25 protein-coding genes are annotated in these 19,827 nt (G+C 58.8%); 10 read left to right on the top strand and 15 right to left on the bottom strand.

Annotation, left to right across the window (positions count from 1 at the left end; all coding sequences use genetic code 11):
• The first annotated feature begins 4 nt into the window (after positions 1 to 4).
• The 8 genes from BMY44_RS13870 to BMY44_RS13835 all read left to right on the top strand — a co-directional run bounded on the left by BMY44_RS13870 (position 5) and on the right by BMY44_RS13835 (position 8,628).
• Complete coding sequence (locus BMY44_RS13870; protein WP_089996031.1) at positions 5 to 361, top strand: hypothetical protein; 357 nt, start codon at positions 5 to 7, stop codon at positions 359 to 361.
• Entirely contained in the window at positions 358 to 939 is a 582-nt protein-coding gene (locus tag BMY44_RS13865) for a MotE family protein (protein WP_089996028.1), read from the top strand. Before BMY44_RS13870 ends, BMY44_RS13865 begins: the two co-directional genes overlap by 4 nt.
• Positions 940 to 1,018: 79 nt before the next feature.
• Entirely contained in the window at positions 1,019 to 1,888 is an 870-nt protein-coding gene (gene motA, locus BMY44_RS13860; protein WP_089996025.1) for a flagellar motor stator protein MotA, read from the top strand.
• Complete coding sequence (locus BMY44_RS13855) at positions 1,888 to 4,149, top strand: hypothetical protein (protein WP_089996022.1); 2,262 nt, start codon at positions 1,888 to 1,890, stop codon at positions 4,147 to 4,149. Before motA ends, BMY44_RS13855 begins: the two co-directional genes overlap by 1 nt.
• Before the next feature lie 171 nt (positions 4,150 to 4,320).
• Entirely contained in the window at positions 4,321 to 6,402 is a 2,082-nt protein-coding gene (gene flhA / locus BMY44_RS13850; RefSeq protein ID WP_089997172.1) for a flagellar biosynthesis protein FlhA, read from the top strand.
• Positions 6,399 to 7,178: a flagellar biosynthetic protein FliR gene (locus BMY44_RS13845; RefSeq protein WP_089996020.1), complete on the top strand. Its 780-nt coding sequence runs from the start codon at positions 6,399 to 6,401 to the stop codon at positions 7,176 to 7,178. The genes flhA and BMY44_RS13845 overlap by 4 nt, the downstream gene beginning before the upstream one ends.
• The gene (locus tag BMY44_RS13840) at positions 7,178 to 8,260 is read left to right on the top strand and encodes an EscU/YscU/HrcU family type III secretion system export apparatus switch protein (protein WP_089996017.1); all 1,083 of its coding nucleotides are present in this window, start codon (positions 7,178 to 7,180) and stop codon (positions 8,258 to 8,260) included. The genes BMY44_RS13845 and BMY44_RS13840 overlap by 1 nt, the downstream gene beginning before the upstream one ends.
• The gene (locus BMY44_RS13835) at positions 8,257 to 8,628 is read left to right on the top strand and encodes a hypothetical protein (protein WP_089996014.1); all 372 of its coding nucleotides are present in this window, start codon (positions 8,257 to 8,259) and stop codon (positions 8,626 to 8,628) included. The genes BMY44_RS13840 and BMY44_RS13835 overlap by 4 nt, the downstream gene beginning before the upstream one ends.
• On the opposite strand, the gene BMY44_RS13830 is transcribed toward BMY44_RS13835, so the two are convergent.
• From BMY44_RS13830 to BMY44_RS13790, 9 genes are read right to left on the bottom strand one after another with little or no spacing between them, the layout of a single operon-like run.
• Positions 8,625 to 9,122, bottom strand: a complete 498-nt coding sequence (locus tag BMY44_RS13830; RefSeq protein ID WP_089996011.1) for a flagellar basal body-associated FliL family protein — start codon at positions 9,120 to 9,122, stop codon at positions 8,625 to 8,627. The two genes, BMY44_RS13835 and BMY44_RS13830, sit on opposite strands and share 4 nt — an antisense overlap.
• 15 nt (positions 9,123 to 9,137) lie before the next feature.
• Entirely contained in the window at positions 9,138 to 9,866 is a 729-nt protein-coding gene (gene flgH, locus BMY44_RS13825) for a flagellar basal body L-ring protein FlgH (protein WP_089996008.1), read from the bottom strand.
• On the bottom strand, positions 9,863 to 10,288 hold the full coding sequence (gene flgA / locus BMY44_RS13820; protein WP_089997171.1) for a flagellar basal body P-ring formation chaperone FlgA: 426 nt from the start codon (positions 10,286 to 10,288) through the stop codon (positions 9,863 to 9,865). The genes flgH and flgA overlap by 4 nt, the downstream gene beginning before the upstream one ends.
• Complete coding sequence (gene flgG / locus BMY44_RS13815; protein WP_089996005.1) at positions 10,288 to 11,073, bottom strand: flagellar basal-body rod protein FlgG; 786 nt, start codon at positions 11,071 to 11,073, stop codon at positions 10,288 to 10,290. Before flgG ends, flgA begins: the two co-directional genes overlap by 1 nt.
• Positions 11,074 to 11,088: 15 nt before the next feature.
• A complete protein-coding gene (locus tag BMY44_RS13810; RefSeq protein ID WP_089996002.1) occupies positions 11,089 to 11,805 on the bottom strand; it encodes a flagellar hook-basal body complex protein in 717 nt (238 codons plus the stop codon).
• A gap of 1 nt (position 11,806) precedes the next feature.
• Positions 11,807 to 12,076 (bottom strand): flagellar biosynthetic protein FliQ, encoded by a 270-nt coding sequence (locus BMY44_RS13805; protein ID WP_089995999.1) that lies wholly within the window; start codon positions 12,074 to 12,076, stop codon positions 11,807 to 11,809.
• Positions 12,076 to 12,357 carry a flagellar hook-basal body complex protein FliE gene (gene fliE / locus BMY44_RS13800; protein WP_089997170.1) on the bottom strand — a complete coding sequence of 94 codons (282 nt, stop codon included), beginning with the start codon at positions 12,355 to 12,357 and terminating at the stop codon, positions 12,076 to 12,078. The genes BMY44_RS13805 and fliE overlap by 1 nt, the downstream gene beginning before the upstream one ends.
• Positions 12,358 to 12,368: 11 nt before the next feature.
• Positions 12,369 to 12,749: a flagellar basal body rod protein FlgC gene (gene flgC / locus BMY44_RS13795; RefSeq protein ID WP_089995996.1), complete on the bottom strand. Its 381-nt coding sequence runs from the start codon at positions 12,747 to 12,749 to the stop codon at positions 12,369 to 12,371.
• 5 nt (positions 12,750 to 12,754) lie between these two features.
• Positions 12,755 to 13,132, bottom strand: a complete 378-nt coding sequence (locus BMY44_RS13790; RefSeq protein ID WP_089995993.1) for a FlgB family protein — start codon at positions 13,130 to 13,132, stop codon at positions 12,755 to 12,757.
• A gap of 85 nt (positions 13,133 to 13,217) precedes the next feature.
• Here BMY44_RS13790 and BMY44_RS13785 point away from each other — a divergent pair, with 85 nt between their 5' ends.
• A complete protein-coding gene (locus BMY44_RS13785; RefSeq protein ID WP_089995990.1) occupies positions 13,218 to 14,579 on the top strand; it encodes a FliI/YscN family ATPase in 1,362 nt (453 codons plus the stop codon).
• On the opposite strand, the gene BMY44_RS13780 is transcribed toward BMY44_RS13785, so the two are convergent.
• The 6 genes from BMY44_RS13780 to BMY44_RS18395 form a co-directional block, all read right to left on the bottom strand.
• Entirely contained in the window at positions 14,557 to 15,348 is a 792-nt protein-coding gene (locus BMY44_RS13780; protein ID WP_089995987.1) for a DUF1217 domain-containing protein, read from the bottom strand. The genes BMY44_RS13785 and BMY44_RS13780 overlap by 23 nt on opposite strands.
• On the bottom strand, positions 15,345 to 15,749 hold the full coding sequence (flbT, locus tag BMY44_RS13775; protein WP_089995984.1) for a flagellar biosynthesis repressor FlbT: 405 nt from the start codon (positions 15,747 to 15,749) through the stop codon (positions 15,345 to 15,347). Before flbT ends, BMY44_RS13780 begins: the two co-directional genes overlap by 4 nt.
• Complete coding sequence (gene flaF / locus BMY44_RS13770) at positions 15,746 to 16,120, bottom strand: flagellar biosynthesis regulator FlaF (protein WP_089995982.1); 375 nt, start codon at positions 16,118 to 16,120, stop codon at positions 15,746 to 15,748. The genes flbT and flaF overlap by 4 nt, the downstream gene beginning before the upstream one ends.
• 105 nt (positions 16,121 to 16,225) lie before the next feature.
• A complete protein-coding gene (locus BMY44_RS13765; RefSeq protein WP_089995979.1) occupies positions 16,226 to 17,524 on the bottom strand; it encodes a flagellin in 1,299 nt (432 codons plus the stop codon).
• A 202-nt stretch (positions 17,525 to 17,726) separates the two neighbouring features.
• Positions 17,727 to 18,068, bottom strand: a complete 342-nt coding sequence (locus BMY44_RS13760; RefSeq protein WP_089995976.1) for a hypothetical protein — start codon at positions 18,066 to 18,068, stop codon at positions 17,727 to 17,729.
• The gene (locus BMY44_RS18395; RefSeq protein WP_089995973.1) at positions 18,058 to 18,354 is read right to left on the bottom strand and encodes a rod-binding protein; all 297 of its coding nucleotides are present in this window, start codon (positions 18,352 to 18,354) and stop codon (positions 18,058 to 18,060) included. Before BMY44_RS18395 ends, BMY44_RS13760 begins: the two co-directional genes overlap by 11 nt.
• 111 nt (positions 18,355 to 18,465) lie before the next feature.
• On the opposite strand from BMY44_RS18395, the gene BMY44_RS13750 reads away from it, so the two are divergent.
• On the top strand, positions 18,466 to 19,818 hold the full coding sequence (locus BMY44_RS13750; RefSeq protein WP_131801614.1) for a flagellar hook-length control protein FliK: 1,353 nt from the start codon (positions 18,466 to 18,468) through the stop codon (positions 19,816 to 19,818).
• Positions 19,819 to 19,827 lie beyond the last annotated feature (9 nt).

The raw sequence follows: 19,827 nt of genomic DNA, 5'->3' as shown, positions 1-19,827 counted from the left end.
CAAGATGGTTCTGATTTCCGACATGCTGCTTATCGCCGGGGCCCTGGGGGCCGGTTTCTATTGCTACATCCTGTCGCGACGCCTGCGCCGGTTCACAGACCTTGAAAAAGGGGTCGGGGGTGCTGTCGCGGTTCTTTCGGTGCAGGTCGACGAACTGGCGCAATCCTTGAAATCTGCGCAGTCCGCCGCAACCGGTTCTGTTGCGACATTGTCGGACGTCAGCGATCGCGCCGAAGCGGCGGCAAGGCGGTTGGAACTTCTGGTTGCATCGCTGCATGACCTGCCAGCTGCAGCACCTGCGGCACCGCCAGAAAACCCTTTTTTCGTGCGCAAGCCAACTGATCCAGAGGCACGACAATGAGTGCAGGACCACGCCGCAAACGCAGTGGCACGTTGCATATCGTTGCAGGCTTGCTGATCTCGTCCGCCCTGCTGCGTTTCATGGACGGATCGGGTCAGGCCTATGCAGAAGGCGAACCGGCCACGCCCGCGGCCGTGCCGATGACACCGCAGGGCCAGGCGGACAGTTCACCCGATATCGATACCCTTTTGGCAACGTTGCTGGCGCGGGAAGCCCGCGTAGCAACACAGGAAGAACAGATCACAGCACGGCTTCAGGCCTTGTCAGTCGCTGAGGCGGAAATGCAAGAGCAACTCGACGCGTTGGTCGAGGCGGAAGAATCGCTGAGAGCGACAATCGCCCTTGCAGAAGAGGCATCCCAAACCGATCTGGGCCGTTTGACCACGGTGTACGAGAATATGAAACCGAAGGACGCAGCCGCCTTGTTCGAGGAAATGGCCCCCGATTTCGCGGCTGGATTCCTTGGCATGATGCGACCGGAACCTGCCGCACTGATCATGACGCAGCTGACGCCGCAAACGGCACATTCCATCAGTGTCGTGCTTGCTGGGCGCAATGCAGGGGTTCCCACCCAATGATGCAGACGGTTCCTTAACCCGTCTGTGTCAAAACAGTCGGGAAGTGCTTCGTCATCGTCTTTGAAAGGATTCGGACAGAATGGTCGGATTTGTTGGTATCGCGATTGTCTTTGTCATGGTGTTCGGCGGCTATTTGCTGGCGGGCGGCAAGATGGGAATTATCCTGAAATCGCTGCCGTTCGAAATGATCATGATCGGTGGCGCGGCACTGGGTGCGTTCGTTATCAGCAACGATACAAGCGCCATCAAACATACGTTGAAAGACGTTGGAAAGGTCTTCAAAGGCGCGAAATGGAAGCAGCAGGATTATCAGGACTTGATGTGCCTGTTGTTCGAGCTGATCCGCATCGCGCGCGCCAATCCGGTCGCCCTTGAAGAACATATCGAAAGCCCTGACAGTTCGAGCATCTTCGGAAAATATCCACGTATTCAGGCAGATGGTGAGGCGGTGGCATTGATCTGCGATACGCTTCGGTCCGCGACGATGAACTATGACGATCCGCATCAGGTCGAAGAAGTACTTGAAAAGCGGATCGAGGCGACGCTTCATCACAAACTGCATTCAACGCATGCGCTTCAGACCGTCGCGGATGGCCTGCCCGCACTGGGCATTGTTGCTGCGGTTCTGGGTGTTATCAAGACGATGGGCTCGATCGACCAACCGCCAGAGGTGCTTGGCAAACTGATTGGCGGCGCGCTTGTCGGTACGTTTCTGGGCGTATTCCTGGCCTACGGTCTGGTCGGCCCGTTCGCGGTGCGCGTCAAAGCGGTGATCGAGGATGACGGACATTTCTACAAACTGATCCGGGAAATCCTCGTCGCGAACCTTCACCGGCATGCGCCCAACATCTGTATCGAGGTGGGGCGGCAGAACACACCGGATCATTTGCGCCCAGATTTTTCTACTTTGGAAGAAGCCCTGAAATCTGCCAAGCAGGATGCTGCATAGTGTTTCGCCTGTTCTGCATTTTCCTCTTTCTGGCCAGTGCGGCGGCCGCGCAGGACATCATCGTGCGGACCGGTGATCACCTGAACTTCACACGTGTCGTTTTTTCCATTCCGCCAGGTACGGCGTGGTCGGTTGGGCCCAGTGCAGACGGCTATGGTGTCCGCTTTGATACCGAGAAGTCGATTGATACCGCGGGCTTTTTCACACGCATTCGGCGCGAAAGGATCGCGGCAATCCGGCTGACTGAAAACGGAACAGCGCTGCGATTCGCCTTGGCATGTGATTGCTTTGCAGAGGTGGACCAGTTGCGGGCAGATTTGCTCGTTCTTGACATCAAAGACCCGGATCAACCGCGGGGCGGCGGCTATGACGCGGCGAACGATCAACGGTTCGTGGAACTTGATTTGCCCGTCACGCCAGCACCCAATCCGCATCCGCCTGCTCTTGTCTTGCCGATACGACCGGAAACGCGCACCCAATCCGCAAAGATCGATGTGCCGCGCCTGCCACTGGATGGGTCGGACCGTGGCCCGCCCGGTCGGCCAGATGGCTTGCCCGATCCACTTGCAGAGTACGCCAACCAGCAAGTGCGCGTCGCAGACCTGGAAACAACGATCTCGGACGGTCTTTCCCGTGCGCTGTCGCAGGGGCTGCTGGCCCCTTCTGACGGGGCCAGCCCATCAGCAACTACCGAAGGACCACCGGAGAACACGCTTTCCGATCTGCTTGACGCCGTGAATGCCGCGCTGACCCCGGGGCTTTCCGCGCGAACAAGCGTCGATCGGGCCATGCAATCGGATCTGTCGGATCATGCGGATGGCCAGCCGGCGTTCGGCTGTGTCGCGGCAAGCGACGCCGACGTCGCAAACTGGATTGATGACACGCCCTTCGCGCAACAAATCGGCACATTACGACGCGCAATCACAGGCGAATTCGACCGCACGGACCCAGCCGCCGTCGAGGCGTTGTCGAAGGCGTATCTGGCATTCGGGTTCGGCCGCGAAGCGATCAACACGCTCGAGATTGATGGCGAACTGTCACGCAGCCGTCAGGTCCTTGTGGCGCTGGGGCAGGTCGTTGACGAAGACACCGTCGATCTGGCCAACTTCAACCATCAGATGACCTGCCCGGGGCCAATCGCGCTTTGGGCGTTTCTTGCGCACACCGACGGGCCGCTGACTGGCGAGGTCGATTTGGATGCAATCGTGATCGATTACAAACTGCTGCCGAATGATTTGCGCAGGCACCTTGCGCCACGGCTTGCTGGCAAGCTGACTTCACTGGGGCGCAATGATCTGGCGGCGACCGTCCTCGCGGGGCAGAACGGGACAGACGAAACGGCTGTAAAGATTGCCGAATCCGGGATCGCCGAAGATCAAGGGGATCTATCGGCGGCAACTGGCATCCTGTCAGACCTGGCCGAAGACGATCCGCGCATCACGCCAGAGGCGTTTCTGAAACTTGTCGCACTGAAACGCGTAAGCGACGTGCCATTCGAACAGCAGGATCTTCTGCTGCTGCGCACGTTGCAATTCGAAAGCCAGAACGAAATGCTGACCCGCGATCTGTTCGCGGCAGAAGCAGACATCCTTGTTAGTCTGAATGATACTGACGGGTTGCTGGACCTAATCGAAACGCAAGCCAAGCAGTTTGATGAAGCGCAGATCGCGCAATATCACGACGCAGTACTGCAAAAGGAAGCAGCCGACGCGAGTGATGCAGAATTTCTGCAACTTGTCTTCTCAGATCGGGTACAGGCAACCGACCCGCCGCTTCAAAACAAGATTGCGCGGCGTCTCCTCACGCTTGGCTTTTCCGATCAGGCTGAGCGGGCCATTGCCGGGCCGGCCGTTGGGGCCGATATGGCGGAACGCCGGTACTTGCGGGCGGAAATTGCGATCAAGCAAGGAAACGTCGACCGCGCACGTGCGCATCTGTCCGGCATCACTTCGGCGCGCGCACAATTGTTACTGGCCCAGGGCGGTGTCGAACCGGACGACACAGTTCTGGCGGGCCTTCCGCAGGACGCGCGTGATCAGCTTGGCTGGCGTTTCGGCAATTGGGGGCAGCTTGGCAACACAGAGGATCGGGTGCTCAACAATGTTGCGCGTCGTGTCGATGCCGATGTGACGTTCGACGTTGAAACGGACCGGCCTCTCGCGTCGAGCCGCTCACTGATTGATGACTCGACGACGTTGCGCACCGATCTTGGGGCGTTGCTGGACCGCTACAAGATCGCAGAGGGAGAAACCTCTCCCTGACACGTGCTGCCGCTAACACATTTTCAATAAATGGCCCTTAGACCAAACCTGTCGCAATGAATGCGGCTTTCACAAGGATGATCGGCAGAATGCCATCTCGCAGCAAGTTCCTGTTGCATGTTCACGGGCGTTACCCAGAATGCCGTTGCACGCGTGCGGGCTGCAACTGACATGGCGCTCAAGAACGTATTCCAACCAACGATCCTGCTCGCGCTCGCATTGATGGCGATTATCGTGATGATGATCCTGCCGATGCCCGCGTGGGTTCTTGACCTTGGGCTTGCGGCATCATTTGCGCTTGCCATCCTGATGTTCACGGTGACGCTGTTCATCGAAAGACCGCTTGATTTTTCGGCATTCCCCACGGTGCTGTTGGCATCGCTAATGTTGCGCCTGTCGCTCAACGTGTCGTCGACCAAGCTGATCATCGGGGAAGGGCACACCGGAACCGATGCAGCTGGCGAAGTCATCGAAGGTTTTGCGATGTTCGTCATGAGCGGAAACGTCCTGCTTGGGTTGGTCGTCTTCTGCGTGCTGTTGATCGTGAATTTCGTGGTCATCAACAAGGGTGCCACGCGTATGGCCGAGGTGGGCGCGCGTTTTGCGCTTGATGCGATGCCTGGCAAACAACTTGCGATCGACAGCGACGTCGCAGCCGGTGCGATCGATCACACCGAAGCCAAGGCGCGACGCGAAACGGAACAGGCTGAAACGACATTTTTCGGCTCGCTCGACGGTGCGTCGAAATTTGTCAAAGGTGACGCGGTCGCCGGTCTTCTCATCACTGCCCTGAACCTTGTGATGGGCCTCGTGATCGGGACAACGATCCACGGTATGCCGATCGGGCAGGCGTTCGAGACTTATGCGATTCTGACTGTTGGCGACGGGCTGGTGTCACAAATCCCTGCGGTCATCATTTCGATTGCTTCCGCACTGCTTCTGGCACGTGGCGGGGCGACGGGGGCCACAGACCTTGCGATCGTCACGCAGCTTGGTCGGCATCCGTCTGCACTTGCGACGGTCGCTGTGCTGATGGGGCTCTTTGCGCTCGTGCCAGGGATGCCGTTCGTTCCCTTCATTGTCGGGGCGGCGGCATTGGGGGGGTGTGCATTTGCGCTGTCCCGCGCGGCCAAGCGCGCGCAGGCAGCCACAGCCAAACAGGACATGCAACCTGCGCAAGACGCGCGCGAACCGTCGATGGGTGATATGCTCGACCTTGATGATATCCACCTCGAATTCGCGCCGGATCTGGTGGATATGGTACTGGATCAGGGGACTGGGCTTGATACGCGCATCGGCAACATGCGCAATCATGTTGCCACGGAATACGGCCTTTTGCTGCCTGAAATCAGGCTGACAGACAACGCTGCGCTATCGCGTGGTGCATATGTCGTTTACGTGCTTGGCGTCGAACAGGCGCGTGACGTGTTGCGGCCCGCGCAACTGCTCGCGCTCTTGCCAGACGGTGAGGACCGCGACATCCCCGGCGACGCAGTGACAGAGCCTGTTTACGGCGCACCCGCGCGCTGGATTCAGCCCAACCAAAGGGAAGGGGCGGCCCTTGCCGGTCTAACGATTGTGCAACCGACCGAGGTTCTGGCCACACACCTGCTTGAAGTGGTCAAACGCAATTTCCCACGGCTTTTGACGCACAAGGCCTTGCGGCGTCGGCTGGATGAAATGGTGAACCTGAGCGATCCGCAGCGGGCAGAAGCAAACCGCAAGATGCTTGATGAACTCATGCCGGACCGCGTACCGATGGATGTGCTGTTGGCGGTCATGCGGCTTTTGCTGGAAGAACGGGTCTCGGTACGCAACCTGCCGCTGATCCTCGAGGCGACGGCCGAAGGACGGCAGCTTCATCCTTCGATCGACGCGATCACCGAACATGTCCGCCAGCGGCTTGGCTTCCAACTCGTCGCGCATGTGCGCCGGTCGGATGGGACGGTGCCGCTGGTACAGTTGGCACCCGAATGGGAAGACACGTTCACGACATACGAAATCCGTACCGAACGCGGTGGGGGCGATGTGGCGCTGCCGCCAGAAGAATTCAACAGGCTGGCTGACGGCATTGCGGACAAGCTGGCCAAAGCGGCAGAGGCGGGCACATACGCGGCCGTCGTCACCTCCATGCGCCGCAGGCGTTTCCTGCGCACGGTCCTGTCCGCCAAGGGAATCATCAATCCCGTCCTGTCTTTCGAAGAAATCGGAATCGACGCGCGCCCGGCACTTGTCGGCCTTGTCCCCGCATGATTGCCGATCTGATCCCGTTGCTGCCGTTTTCGCAGAACGCGCTTTGGGGCTTTTTCCTTGTGTTCTTGCGCATCGGGAGCATGGTGTCGTTCCTGCCGGCGTTTGGTGAACAGACAGTTCCTGTTCGTGTGCGGCTGGGAATCACGCTGGCGTTTTGCCTCATCATTTTTCCCGCCGTGTCCGACCGCACAACCGCCGCGCCAGATACGCTGATGTCCGGGCTGGCTATCGGCGGGCCAGAGATCGCGACCGGTCTCTTCTTCGGGTTGCTCTTGCGCTTTTTCGTGATCGCGTTGCAAACCGCCGGTGCCATCGCGGCGCAATCGACCTCTCTGTCACAGATTTTCGGTGGCACGGCCGGGGCAGATCCGCAACCGGCCATTGGTCATGTGCTCGTGGTTGCCGGGCTTGCATTGGCCGCGATGATGGGGCTGCACGTGCAATTCGCGGCCTATATGATCCAAAGCTATAACCTTGTGCCGCTTGGGGCCGTGGTCGAAAGCGAAACCGTTTCCGCTCTGGGCGTCGCAGCTGTCAGCCGGACATTTGCGCTCGGATTTACGCTGGCGGCCCCGTTCGTGCTGGCGTCCCTGATTTACAATGTGACCCTTGGGGTCATCAACAAGGCAATGCCGCAATTGATGGTATCCTTTGTCGGCGCGCCTGCGATCACGGCTGGCGGGCTGTTCCTGCTTCTCATCACCGCACCGTTCATCCTGTCGATCTGGGTCGATACGTTCATGGCCTTCGTCATGAACCCGTCAGGGGGTTTTTGATGTCGGACGCGGAAGATGATGACAAGCAGTTCGAACCGACGCAGAAAAAGCTCGACGATGCGCGCAAGAAGGGTGAAATCGCGAAATCGAACGACCTCATCACCGCCGCCGCTTATGGTGGCTTTCTGATCGTCGCAATGGGGATGGGATCTGCCCTTCTTGTTGGTTTCGCAAGCAGTTTGATGGGCCTGCTTGCAGAGGCGGACGCGCTTGGTCGCATGACATTCGCAGGGTCGCAGAACCCGCTGATGGGAGGTGTACTTCTGACGACGGCCGCGCAGGCAGGGCCTTGGTTCGCCGGCCCCGCAATTCTGGCCATTCTCGCGCTGATTGCGCAGCGCGGGCTGGTCTTTGCGCCATCGAAACTCGCCCCGAAAATGTCACGGATTTCACCGATTTCAGGTGCAAAGAACAAGTTCGGGCGTGCAGGGCTTTTCGAGTTTGCCAAGAGCACGACCAAACTGTTGATTTACGGGGTCGTGCTGGGCGTTTTTCTGTCGTTCCAGATGCCCCGCATGATCGGTGCGATGCATCTGACACCCGCCATGGTGGCAGTCACTTTGGGACAGTTGGTTGTGTCGCTGCTTTTGATCGTGCTGGTCATCGCTGCCGTGCTGGGGATCGTCGATTTCCTGTGGCAGCGGGCAGAGCATCTGCGCAAGCACCGCATGTCGCGCAAAGAGATGATGGACGAAACAAAACAGTCCGAAGGCGACCCGATGATGAAACAGCAGCGTCGCCAACGTGCCTTTGACATCGCCATGAACCAGATGCTGGTGGATGTGCCTGCAGCGGATGTCGTCATCGTCAACCCGCAGCACTATGCCGTCGCGCTTGCCTGGTCGCGGATGCCTGGAACAGCACCGAAATGTGTCGCAAAGGGCGTGGACGAAGTCGCCGCGCGAATCCGTGAAATCGCGATGGAGCACGGTGTGCCCATCCATGCAGACCCGCCAACGGCCCGCGCCTTGCATGCCACCGTCGCGATTGGCGAAGAGATTGCGATCACGCATTTCAAACCGGTTGCGGCCGCCATTCGCTTTGCCGAAAAGGTCCGGCAACAAGCGCGAAAGCGGCGATGATGCGCGACGATCTTGTCAGGTTAACAGAAATAACCGCCGCCGCGTTATCTGCTGCGCAGGCGAAATCAGCCGCGTTGCAGCGCAAGGAATCCGCATTGCGCCAACAGTTGCATGATCTGGCGCGGCAGCGTGACACGCCGGTGTCCGTGGAATCGGCGGCTGAGCGGGCAGGCGCGACGGTGCGTTGGCAACATTGGGTCGATCGCAGACGTGAAGAGATCAATACCGAATTGGCCCGTGTGCTTGCTTTGAGGGACGCAGCCCGCGCAAGGTTGCAACGCGCGTTTGGCAAGGATCAGGCGATGCAGGAACTGGTCAAACGGTTGGAACGCGAACGACAGGCCGCGCGCCAAAAACCCCGTTTCTAGGTATCCTGCCGAACGATATCCAGGATCAGAACATCCAACGCATTCGTTCCGACGATTGACTGCGCCGCGCGTTGCAGATCCTCGCGCAGGATCCGCATATTGGATGCCGTCGTGAAGTTGCCGGAAAACCCGCCGATATTGGCATGGTCGAACAGCACTTGCAGAAACGCGTCACGCAATTTCGGTTCGGTTTCAAAGATCACTTCCTTGTTGCCGGCGATGACCTCGATGCTAAGCGACAAAACAACCATCGCCGCAACGCGGTCATCCGCGACAACGGGAACAACGAACTGGTTGTTGAGCTTTGCGTATTCGGTTTCGGTATCCAGCGGAATAGGGTCAGGCGGCGGCGTCGCAGCCATATCGGCAGGATCACCACACGGGTTTGCCGCATGGTCTTCGAGCTGTTCCGGTTCCTTGAGCAACAAACCGGCCCCGACACCGGACCCGGTGCCGACAAGCAAAAGCAAAAGAGGCAAAAGCAGTTTTTTCATCTGTGTCTCGCGGTTTTAGAACGGCAACACGGCTTCAAGCGCCTGTTGCCCGTAGCGGGGTTGCTGCACATCGGTAATCTGTCCCCGACCGCCATAGGAAATGCGGGCGGAGGCGATCTTGTCGTAGGTAATTTCGTTCTGGCGAGTGATGTCTGCAGGCCTGACAAAACCGGATACCAGCAATTCGCGCACTTCGAAATTGACGCGCACCTCTTGTTGGCCGGCGACCGACAGCACGCCATTGGGCAGCACATCGATGATCGTGGCCGCGACCCGCAAGGTCAGTTTTTCGTTGCGCCGCACCGATCCGTCGCCATTTGACGCACTTTGCGAGTTGACCGATACCGCATTGCCAAGCGAGGCACCCTCTGGTGCACGTGCATCAATACGTTGTGGCAGGCCGAGAAGTTGCGGCACCCCCAATTGCTGTGATGCAGACCGCGACCGGTCCGTCGAATTCGAGATTTCCGCGCGGTCGTCAATTTCGATGACAACCGTCAGAATATCACCGCGCTGCATCGCGCGGCGTTCGCCCAAAAGCGATCCACGATCCCCCGTCCACAAAGAGGCCGAAGCACCCGGAAAATTCGGTGCCGTTTCGATCGTGTCCGGCAAGCCATAGGTCACCATGGCGGTGCGGTCCGGTGTTGCCACGATGGACGTCAGCTCGGGCGGTTTGCCAATTGGTGTACTGCTGCAGGCGCAAAGTGCTGCGCAACTTGCAGCGATTATCAGTTTTTTCATCCGTCAGCCCCTGCCAGTACATATGCGGCCCCATCGGGCCCGATCCTTGCGGATACGGTGTTGCGCGATGACATGTTCATCACCCGCACCATTTCACCCGCCCCGGCGCGGCCAAGCGCGCGCCCTTCCGTTCGGATCAGCAGCCCGTTGTTTTCATAAACCAGCGGGACAAGCTGATTGCGATCGACCAAGGCAGGAAAGCCGACATCGCCGACGCGAATGGGTCGTCCTGCATAAAGCGCGACCCGTGCCTCCATCCCGATGAACAGGGCAGGATCGCTTTCCCCGCCGCTGACATCGCCGTCTTGCAGGACAAGATCGGTCGCCGCAATGATCGTCTGCGCCTGGATGGTGCGCGCTGCAACGACGGTTTCCGCCTCTGCGCGGGGGGCAAGACACAGCACCAGGGCCAACCAACGCATCATCTGATCTGCACCATCGCGCCAAGCATCTGGTCACCGGCCGTGATGACTTTGGAATTGAGCTCGTAGCCGCGCTGCGCCTCGATCAGGTCTGTGACCTCTCTGACCGGATCGACAGAACTGTCTTCGAGGTAACCTTGCCGCAACACGCCTAACCCGTCCTGTCCGGGTGTCGTCACCACGGACGGACCCGAGGCTGGCGTTTCAAGAAACAGGTTCGATCCGATTGCCTCAAGTCCCTTGGGATTTGTGAACCCGGCAAGCGTGAATTGTCCCAGCAGTTCCGGTTCAATCCGGTCGGTGAAATAGGCATAAACCTCACCTTCGGCGTTGATCGACACACTGCGTGCGTCGGCGGGGATCGTGATATCCGGCGCGACAGGATACCCATCTGCCGTAACGATCAAGCCGTCACCTGTCCGTTTCAGCGCGCCATCACGGGTAAAGGCGGCGGTACCGTTGGGCAGCGTGACCTCAAGATAACCAAGCCCTTCGATGGCGACGTCCAGATCGCCACCGGTCTGCCCAAGCGAGCCTTGTGACAACATCACGGAAACCGCGCTGGCCCGCACGCCCAGTCCAAGCTGCACACCGGTGGGCAGAACTGTCCCGTCAGAGGCGTTGATCGTACCGGGCCGCGCCAGTTGTTGATAATGCAGGTCCGCAAACTCGGCGCGGCGGGGGTTATATCCCGTCGTACTCATGTTGGCGAGGTTGTTGGAAATGACTTCGACCCGCATTTGCTGCGCCGTCATACCGGCCGCCGCGATCTTGAGTGCACGCATATCTGATATCCTTGTCTAGCGGCCGATGGCCTGGATGACTCCGCGAATGCGCTCATCCTCCTTGTCGAGAAAGCTTTGCCCCAGCTCATAGGCGCGCTGGACCTCGATCATGCGACCGATTTCAACGATCGGGTTTACGTTTGAATCCTCTAGATACCCCTGCAACATACGCCCGTCTGCGCTGGGCCCAAAACCGTCTTGGGCGTTGAACAGAACGCTGCCCTCGCGGATCATGGTGGTAGGGTCTGTCGGTACGACAAGGCCGATTTGCCCGACAGGGGTGCCCGCGGCGCTGATGGTGCCGTCTGGCGCAATCGCGATTTGTCCGGCCCCTTGTGGAATGAAAACAGGAGCACCACCGGCATCAAGAACGCGGTTGCCATCCATTGTCACAAGATCGCCGTTCGCATCCGGTGTGAAACTGCCAGCCCGCGTCAGCCGTTCGCCCCCGGCGGTTTCGATAAGGAAATAGCCTTCGCCTTCAATCGCAAGATCGAATGGTCCACCAGTTTGCGCCAACGCGCCTTGGGTGTGCACCGTTTGCCGAACTGTCCCCGCCGCCATGGACAGTGAATCAAAATCGTTGCCCGTGGTCGAGATATATTCAGAGAACATCATGTTCTCTGCCTGAAATCCGGTCGTCGATGCGTTCGCGATATTGTTCGCGACGATTTGCAATTCCTTCATCAGCCCCGATTGCCGGGTCAGCGTCGCATATGTTGCGTTGTCCATCTTATCCGCCCGCCACAAGTGGGATCAGTGTCTTCTGAAAGAAGCTGACCAGTGTTTCCGTCATGAAGGCCATCGTGATCCAGAAGACGCCCGCAATCGCTGCCAGTTTCGGCACAAAGGTCAGGGTCATTTCCTGCACAGAGGTAAGCGCCTGAAACAGACCAATCGCCAGACCGACGACCAACGCAACCGTCAGGATCGGGGCCGCGATCATGAACGCGACCCACAGCCCCTGACGCAGGGTGTCGTAAAAGACGGCCTCGCTCATCATCAGACCGGCATCCGCAGGATTTCCTGATAAGCCTCGACCACCTTGTCGCGCACGGTAACCGCCGTTTGAACGGCAAGCTCTGTCTGGGCAAGTGCCTGTACCAACGCGTGCGGATCGGCCCCTTGGGTCATAGAAGCCATCGCGGTGTTTTCGCTTTGCTGCAATGTGCTGATGAAATCCTTGGCACCGGCGAGCAACCCTTCGCCTGCATTGGGTGTGGGCTGTGTGACCGTGCGGTTCGCAGCATAATTTTGTGCGACAAGCGTGCTTCTGATATCCATTCGCGTCATTCCTATTTTCTGAGAAGATCCATCAGGGCGGTCGACATCTGCCGCACCTGATCAAAGACCTTCAGATTTGCTTCGTAACTGCGCTGCGCCTCACGCGCGTCGGTGATTTCGATCAGCAGGTTCACGTTCGAACCCGCGTAATGCCCCGTCGCATCGGCCAGCGGATTTGACGGGTCATAGATTTGCGCAAGATCGGTCTGGTCAAGCTTCACCGGGCCGGTGCTGACCGTGCCGTCCTGTATCGCGTCCGAGAACGAAATCGTCTTGCGTCGATAGCCCGGCGTGTCGGTGTTCGCGATGTTTTCGGAAACATGACGAAGGCGGTTGGCCTGTGCCTTCATCCCGCTGGTCGCGACCGACATGGCGTCATTGAAATCTGTCATGATGTTTACCTGCCCAACGTCGTGCGCAGCACGGTCATCGCGTGGCGATAGATCGTCAGGGCGCGGTTGTGTTCGCGACTGATCGCGACGGCGTTCAGCATTTCTTCTTCAATGGACACGGTATTGCCGTTCGGCGACGGTTCCGTTCGCGCCAGGTCAACCTGGCGGCTGTGTGCGGTTTGCGCCGACATATGGCGCGCGTCGCTCTGGCGTAATGTGAAATCGCTGCTTGTGCCGTAAGTCTGCGCAAAGGTCGGCATAACGCGGGCCTCGTATCCCGGTGTGTCCGCATTTGCGACATTGCGTGCGGTCAACGCCTGCCGTGCACCGGCATGGCGGGCCATGGCCGCAGCAGTGTTGAACAGATCCAGTCCTTGGTACATCGGGGCTTCTCCCTCGGTCGCTTCAATGAACAATTAAGGGTGATTCCTTAAAAAGACGTTGTTGAGACAAAAGGGATTCAATTTCATGGGACGATTAACGCTGGAAAAGGTGACGCGCCTGATCGAGGATTTCACCTTTCAGCATGCGGTCGGGCGGGTGCAGCAGGTGTCTGGCGGCACGTTGCAGGTCGCGGGGTTTCCGCGTTCAACCCGATTGGGGGACCGCATATCGTTGCAGAACGGGGCGGAAACGCTGCGCGGTGAAATAATCCGGCTCCAACCGGATCATGTCGATGTGCTGGTTGATGGTTCAGTCGAAGGGGTGGCACTGAACACGCGCGTCATCCTTGTGCCACGGCCGCGATTTGCGCCGGATATCAGCTGGATCGGGCGTGTGGTTGACCCGGACGGCGCACCGCTGGACGGGCGGCCCTTGCTGCCGGGGCTTGGGCGGTCTGCGTTGCAGGGGCGGCCGAATCCGCCCAACCAGCGGCGACCTTTGGGCGAACGGCTGGAAACCGGGCTTGCGGCGATGAACACGATGCTGCCGCTTGTTCAAGGGCAGCGCGTCGGGTTGTTTGCCGGGTCGGGAGTCGGCAAATCGACATTGCTGGCCGATCTTGCCCGCGGCGTGAACGCTGACGTCATCGTCATCGCGCTTGTCGGTGAACGGGGGCGCGAGGTGCGCCATTTCACCGAATCCGTGCTCGGGCCGGAAGGGATGAAGCGCGCCGTCGTGATCGCTGCGACATCAGACGCGGCACCACAAGTGCGGCGGCGGTGTGCCTGGGCCGCGACTGCGGTCGCAGAATTTTTTCGCGATCAGGGGCTGCAGGTCCTCTTGCTTTGCGATTCCGTCACCCGGTTCTGCGAGGCGCATCGCGAGGTTGCAGTCGCTGCGGGAGAAGAGACAAGCCTACGCGGATTCCCACCCTCCACCGGAAGCGCGATCGCCGCGCTTTGCGAAAGGGCAGGACCGGGCAAAGAAGAGTCAGGGGACATCACCGCGATTTACACAGTCCTTGTTGCCGGCTCGGACATGGAAGAACCGGTGGCAGATATGCTGCGGGGCATTCTGGACGGACACATCGTGTTGGATCGCCAGATTGCGGAACAGGGGCGCTTTCCGGCGATTGATATCCTGCGTTCCGTTTCGCGCGCTTTGCCTGATGCGGCAACACCGCTTGAAAACAGCCTTATCTTGCAGGCCAGGCGGCGGATGGGAACCTACGACAAGGCCGCGCTGATGATTCAGGCGGGGTTATATGAAACGGGATCCGACAGCAGCATCGACGCCGCCATCAAATCCCAGTCCGCGATCGAGAAATTCCTGGCCCTTCGCGACGGCAAACCAGCACAGCACCACTTCGCGTTGTTGCGCCAAGCGCTGAATACAGGCGGACCAAATGAAGAGCAGGGCGAGCCTACCCGCCCCGCAAAAGCGTAAGCGCGATAGAGTTACCGTTGAATGCGGTGCCGGTTTCGATTTGCGATCTGACCAGAAACAGGCGGATAAGCTTTTCCTGCGCGTCTCGCGCTTGCAAATCGCCGACGGCATCGGTGCCGAAGGTGGCATTCGCGCGCCGCTTGAAGGTGTCGAGCTGTTGGTCAAGGTCGATCCGGGCGATGCTGGATGGCAGCCCAAGCGCACCTTCGAAAATCTGCCGCACCGGGGGGCTGCCCATAATCGCGAACCAGCGCGCATTGTCGGACTGGTTCTGGGTTGTGATATCGTTCAATGCGGTCGAAAGGTTCAGCGCGATCCGCAGGTTGTTGTCCTGTTCGCCAACAGCGCGTTCAAATTGCCGCGCTTCGAAACGATCGATAATTGTCTCTGCGAATGTCGCAAGTCCGGTGCGCACCAGTTCCTCGCCACCAAAACCGAAAGCGCGCGAAAATTCGCGGTAGCGTTGATCGGCCAGCCGGTTGGCAAGGGCGTCATCGGAAATCGTGCCATCCTCAAGCACCTTGCGAATGAAAAAGGTGTTGTTGACATCATCATCCAGACCGAAAGCACCCAGCGCGACGGTCAGCAAACGGCGATCTTTCATCAGGTCTTCGGCTGTCTGGATTGTCCCGATGGTGTCGCGGAAATAGTCCGTTGCCCGCTTGACGGGCACGCTTTCATTAAAAGCCGTCTGCTGTTTTTCCAGCGTGCGTTCAAGAAAGCGCCAGCCCGTGTAGCCTGAAAATGGAACAACGGGCTGGAAGGTCATGGCAATCTGGACGCCATCAGGCGTTCTTCGCGCGGAATCAAACTGCGCAGCGCTTTGAGTGCGCGATAGAAATCGGTGTTGCGCACCGCCGTCGTCGCGATGGCAAGCTTACTGCGGCTGTCATCATCCCAAAGCGCCTGACTAAGCTGTTCAATGCCCGAAAGCAGCTGCTTTTGCGCATCACCTGAATCGACATCACCTGACAGGACCAGTTGGGCGATATAGCAGACCCGCTTGACGGGGGTTGCCGCATCTTCAGGCCGGATTGCATCGCGCAAGCGCAGGATGTTCGCATTCGGCGTCAGGATCGAAAACTTGCTGCGGCGATCCCCGTTCTCGATGACGGCACCGTTGACCAGCACCCGTTCACGCGGGGTGAGCTTTAGAACAAGACCAGTCATGTGGCTGTGCCCTGTGAATGAAGGCCACGCAAAACGGCTGAATTGACGTCGATCAGGGCCGTGGCGTCAGCCTCACCACGCAGGATGCGGTGACTGTGCTGTTCGGTGAATTCGGCAAGGTAGAAAATTTGCGCGCGTAACATGTCCGGCAGGGCGTTCTCTGGATCGGCGACATCGCTTGCCAGTACGATCCACATTTCTCTGTTGCGGTGAACGGCGCTGACCGTGTCGGCAAAATGGGTTGCCCCTTCGAGTGTTTTTTTCAAGGCTGCGGTGACTTGCGACAGCAGGCTTGCCTCGACAGAGCGGGGCGTATGGATGGGAAGGTGTGTCGGAGCATAGGCGCGACGGGCTTGTTCTGAAACGTTCACGGGTTGTCCTTCCGGGACTGGGTGAAACGCAGCACGGTTTTACCGTACTGGATATGATTCAAGGTGGAATCGGGGGCGCGGAATGCGCCCCCAAGACGGTTCGTATTAACGGAACAGTGACAGGATCGACTGCGGTGCCTGGTTCGCGATGGACAGCGACTGAACACCCAACTGCTGCTGCACCTGAAGCGCCTGAAGACGCGCGGACGCTTCTTCCATATTGGCGTCGACAAGTGTGCCGATACCGGACTTCAACGCATCCGACAGTTTCGATACGAATTCGGACTGCGTCTCGATCCGGCCTTGCGAAGAACCGAATGATGCGGCCGCATCGATCGACTTGCCGATCAGGCCCTCGATTTTCGCGAGCGCGCTGTCTGCACCGGCATCCGACGTGACGCTGATCCCGCCCAACGATTCCAGACCGCCACCGATTGTCGTATCGGCGCTGGCATATTCGCTGACGTTGACGCTGAAGTTTTCGCCTACAACGTTGGAGCCTGTGAATGTCAGGACGCCACCGGCAACGGTTGCCTGGATATCAGAGCGATCGGTCAGGTTGTTCGTCACGTAGTCGTTGAACGATTCCGCAAGACCGGCTGCAACATCTGCAGCGGTATCACCATCGCGCGCGACATAGCGGATGTCAGACAGACCACCTGTGGCAAACCCGGCATCAAGCCCCGCAACTGCGGAAATCTGAACGTTAAAGCCAGACCCAGCGGCGATGCTGGCCGAAGCCGACGTGCCGATCGTGACTGCCGTTGTTGGCCGGGTCGTCGCGTTGCCGGTCAGGGCTGCGGCAGCAGTATCGGCTGCACCTGCGGTGATATTGTTGTTGGCGGCTGTCACGGCGGTGGACCCGGTGGCAATCGCGGATGCGCCAGTTCCAAGGTCATTCTTTGCGACGCTGATGTTACTGGCCGTGACACCGTTTGCAGAACGGTCAAGGGATGAGAGAACATCCACATTGCCCGATCCGGCGGCAGTATCCGTATTGGACAGCAGGTTCAGGCCGTTGAATTGTGCAGCACCGACAACCGAAGTGATCTGGTCGCGCAAAGCATTGATATCGAGCTGGATCTTCTCGCGGTCGACATTGGATTCCTGGCTGGCAACGATCTTGTCTTTCATCTGCGTCAGCAGGTCAGTCACCGTTTCGGACGCCTGTCGTGCAACTGCGACAGTGGATTCACCAAGCGAAAGGCTGGAACTGATCGCCTTGAAGCCTTGAACGTCGGATTCCATCACTTTGGAAATCGACCAGATCGCGGCATTGTCTTTCGCCGACGCGATGTTTTTGCCGGTCGAGATCATGTTCTGTGTTTTCGTCAGATCGTTGTTGATGGATTTCAGCGTTTGCAGCGCGACCATTGCGCCGTTGTTTGTCAGAATACTGGACATAAGGTGTCTTTCTGTTGTGGTGCGTTTTGCACCGAGGGTTTGAATGACGCCCCGTTTTGGGACGCGTTAAACCGTCGTTCTGACGACTGCCTTGACGAACAAGGCTGTACCTTTCTGGACAAGATCGTTGTGCCGGGTTGATCTAAACGGCACGTTAATTTCAGCGGTGCAATTAGGTCCAATTTGACATGACTTTGCCCGATCATGCCTTTCTTTCGAGGTCGGATCGTTTGGTCGGGACCCGCTCCATCCGTCCGGCGGGGCCATAGACGCTTAGCACGTTGCGCACATCTGACAGGGCGTCCAGCCGTGACCGTGCCGTCTTGATTCCCCGGATTGCAGCGGCCAGCAGATTTGCGTTTGCGGATGCTTTGGCGCGCAGAATTTCGATATCCTGATTGCTGACGGGACGCTTTTGGATTTCGGCCGCCAGACGCGCCTTTTCTTCTGCAATCGCAGGTAGGGACGCCAGTTCGCCCTTGCGCAATGCGTCACCTTCGCGGTCAAGCGCGAGCAGAAGTGCCATGACGGAATCAGACGGCATCGGCTTTGATCCGCATGGCGTTATAGATGGCTTCGGCCAGTCCGATTCCGCCGGCTTTGACCATTTCCTCTGCCTGCGCCTCTCTCATGAATGATGCGAACTGATCTTCGCCGACGCCGCCGCCAAAGGCACCGGCCATCGCATCAAGCCCGGCTGATTTGAGCATTTCCGCAAGAAAGGTCGCTTCCAGTTTTTGCGCCGCATCGCGTAAGGCAACATCCTGCGCGAGCCCTTGTGGTAAAGGTGGCGGCGGATGCGAGGCGGGAAGCACAGGTATCGTGTTCAAGGGCCATACTCCTTTCGGCTTGGCCCCGTTTTTGCAGCACAGCAGTAAAGAATCCGTTAGTTTTTATGTGCAAGAAGTGGCGCAGTCGTTCCAAGCCCGGTGATTGCCAAGATGCCCATTCTACCCGTTCTGCAGCTGACCGTTTCAATGCCAACGTCCGGTGTCGTGGCGATGCATCCTGACGTGGCGAACCCGACCGCGGATTTCGCGGCGGTCTTTGCAATGAATGCCAGCTCTCAGCAGATGATTCCTGCCGGTTTCGCACTGCCAGAGGCGGAACTGGTCGTCGACGACGAAGATGGCGCGGCGGAAGAAGCGCTGGATGCTGAACCAGAAACTGAATCGGACGAAAACGCCACGCCACTGCTGCACGCGGCAAGCGACCCACCAGTATCGAAAAAGCCAGCGTCAGAAATCGCAGTTGCGTCAGCTTCACCAAAGACAGAACAACCGGCGTTGACTTTGAAGGGCATTGATGCGCCGGTTTTGCCCATATCCCGCCCCTTGCGCGATCCGGTTCAGCGCGCGCCATCGCCCGACCAACGGCACATATTGGAAGGAGAGGGCACCGTTACAAGGTCGAAAACAGCCGCACTGCTGACGAAGCCCGAAAAAGAGGGCGTCAAGCCTTTGCACGTGGTCAAGACGGGCACCCAGATCCTTTTTGAAACCAGATCGCAGGGCGAACGTGGAACGATTGAAGCCCAATTTGTTCAGACAACACCAGACATGCCTCAGAAAGCCGGGATCGCATTTGGCAACAAGACTGCCCCGCGCCCAGACACAAAGGTGCACGTCGCCCAGCCAGTCGAATCCGCTGAAAAACCGGTCGATACCCCTCGCGATCTCCCAACACAGATCCGGAATGACCGGCCCAATGACCCTGTGCCAGCTGCAACGACAACCGCGCCTGCAAACCCCTCCATCCCCGTCCGGCCGCCAACCGATGTGCCGTCCGCTGCAGTGACTGATCCCACAATCGAAAGCGAAGATTTGGCGATCAGTCTGACCGCACCTGTCCAGCGCGACGTTGTTACACCGACGATTCCGCCCGTGCAGGCAAACTTACCAGCGCCAGCCGCCCAACATATCGCGGGTCAAATGGCCGTCGCGATTCTTCAGAACGGGCCGGGCACAACGGAAATTACCCTATCGCCCGAAGAACTTGGCAAAGTGCGCATGGTGGTCGCTGCCCATGACACCGCAATCACCGTGACGATACAGGCGGAACGGCCCGAAACGCACGAATTGCTGCGCAGGCAGATCGACGCGCTGGCGCAGGAATTCCGCAACATGGGATTCGGGTCGATCAGTTTTGCTTTCCAAGGCGGACAGCGTGGTCAGGCAAATGACGCACAAAGCGACCTGTCAGAAGCAGAAACGCCCCCCCTGCCGCACGACGCGCCGCCCATTGCTGCCACAGGCCCCGCCAAGACCGGGTCCGGTCTTGATCTCAGACTTTAAGGACACACC

Origin of the sequence: Cognatiyoonia koreensis (assembly GCF_900109295.1) — a bacterium.
Classification (GTDB): domain Bacteria; phylum Pseudomonadota; class Alphaproteobacteria; order Rhodobacterales; family Rhodobacteraceae; genus Cognatiyoonia; species Cognatiyoonia koreensis.
This window is presented reverse-complemented; position numbering and strand designations above follow the sequence as displayed.

What these genes read in the sequence shown, in the direction of transcription:
- flgA (WP_089997171.1), bottom strand. Translation starts at nt 10,288, where the DNA reads ATGCGTTGGTTGGCCCTGGTGCTGTGTCTTGCCCCCCGCGCAGAGGCG.
- BMY44_RS13760 (WP_089995976.1), bottom strand. Translation starts at nt 18,068, where the DNA reads ATGCCGTCTGATTCCGTCATGGCACTTCTGCTCGCGCTTGACCGCGAA.
- BMY44_RS13845 (WP_089996020.1), top strand. Translation starts at nt 6,399, where the DNA reads ATGATTGCCGATCTGATCCCGTTGCTGCCGTTTTCGCAGAACGCGCTT.
- flgC (WP_089995996.1), bottom strand. Translation starts at nt 12,749, where the DNA reads ATGACAGATTTCAATGACGCCATGTCGGTCGCGACCAGCGGGATGAAG.
- BMY44_RS13785 (WP_089995990.1), top strand. Translation starts at nt 13,218, where the DNA reads ATGGGACGATTAACGCTGGAAAAGGTGACGCGCCTGATCGAGGATTTC.
- BMY44_RS13780 (WP_089995987.1), bottom strand. Translation starts at nt 15,348, where the DNA reads ATGACCTTCCAGCCCGTTGTTCCATTTTCAGGCTACACGGGCTGGCGC.
- BMY44_RS13870 (WP_089996031.1), top strand. Translation starts at nt 5, where the DNA reads ATGGTTCTGATTTCCGACATGCTGCTTATCGCCGGGGCCCTGGGGGCC.
- motA (WP_089996025.1), top strand. Translation starts at nt 1,019, where the DNA reads ATGGTCGGATTTGTTGGTATCGCGATTGTCTTTGTCATGGTGTTCGGC.
- BMY44_RS13805 (WP_089995999.1), bottom strand. Translation starts at nt 12,076, where the DNA reads ATGATGAGCGAGGCCGTCTTTTACGACACCCTGCGTCAGGGGCTGTGG.
- flgG (WP_089996005.1), bottom strand. Translation starts at nt 11,073, where the DNA reads ATGCGTGCACTCAAGATCGCGGCGGCCGGTATGACGGCGCAGCAAATG.
- BMY44_RS13835 (WP_089996014.1), top strand. Translation starts at nt 8,257, where the DNA reads ATGATGCGCGACGATCTTGTCAGGTTAACAGAAATAACCGCCGCCGCG.
- BMY44_RS13865 (WP_089996028.1), top strand. Translation starts at nt 358, where the DNA reads ATGAGTGCAGGACCACGCCGCAAACGCAGTGGCACGTTGCATATCGTT.
- BMY44_RS13830 (WP_089996011.1), bottom strand. Translation starts at nt 9,122, where the DNA reads ATGAAAAAACTGCTTTTGCCTCTTTTGCTTTTGCTTGTCGGCACCGGG.
- flhA (WP_089997172.1), top strand. Translation starts at nt 4,321, where the DNA reads ATGGCGCTCAAGAACGTATTCCAACCAACGATCCTGCTCGCGCTCGCA.
- BMY44_RS13765 (WP_089995979.1), bottom strand. Translation starts at nt 17,524, where the DNA reads ATGTCCAGTATTCTGACAAACAACGGCGCAATGGTCGCGCTGCAAACG.
- BMY44_RS13810 (WP_089996002.1), bottom strand. Translation starts at nt 11,805, where the DNA reads ATGGACAACGCAACATATGCGACGCTGACCCGGCAATCGGGGCTGATG.
- BMY44_RS13790 (WP_089995993.1), bottom strand. Translation starts at nt 13,132, where the DNA reads ATGTACCAAGGACTGGATCTGTTCAACACTGCTGCGGCCATGGCCCGC.
- fliE (WP_089997170.1), bottom strand. Translation starts at nt 12,357, where the DNA reads ATGGATATCAGAAGCACGCTTGTCGCACAAAATTATGCTGCGAACCGC.
- BMY44_RS13750 (WP_131801614.1), top strand. Translation starts at nt 18,466, where the DNA reads ATGCCCATTCTACCCGTTCTGCAGCTGACCGTTTCAATGCCAACGTCC.
- flgH (WP_089996008.1), bottom strand. Translation starts at nt 9,866, where the DNA reads ATGAAAAAACTGATAATCGCTGCAAGTTGCGCAGCACTTTGCGCCTGC.
- flbT (WP_089995984.1), bottom strand. Translation starts at nt 15,749, where the DNA reads ATGACTGGTCTTGTTCTAAAGCTCACCCCGCGTGAACGGGTGCTGGTC.
- BMY44_RS13840 (WP_089996017.1), top strand. Translation starts at nt 7,178, where the DNA reads ATGTCGGACGCGGAAGATGATGACAAGCAGTTCGAACCGACGCAGAAA.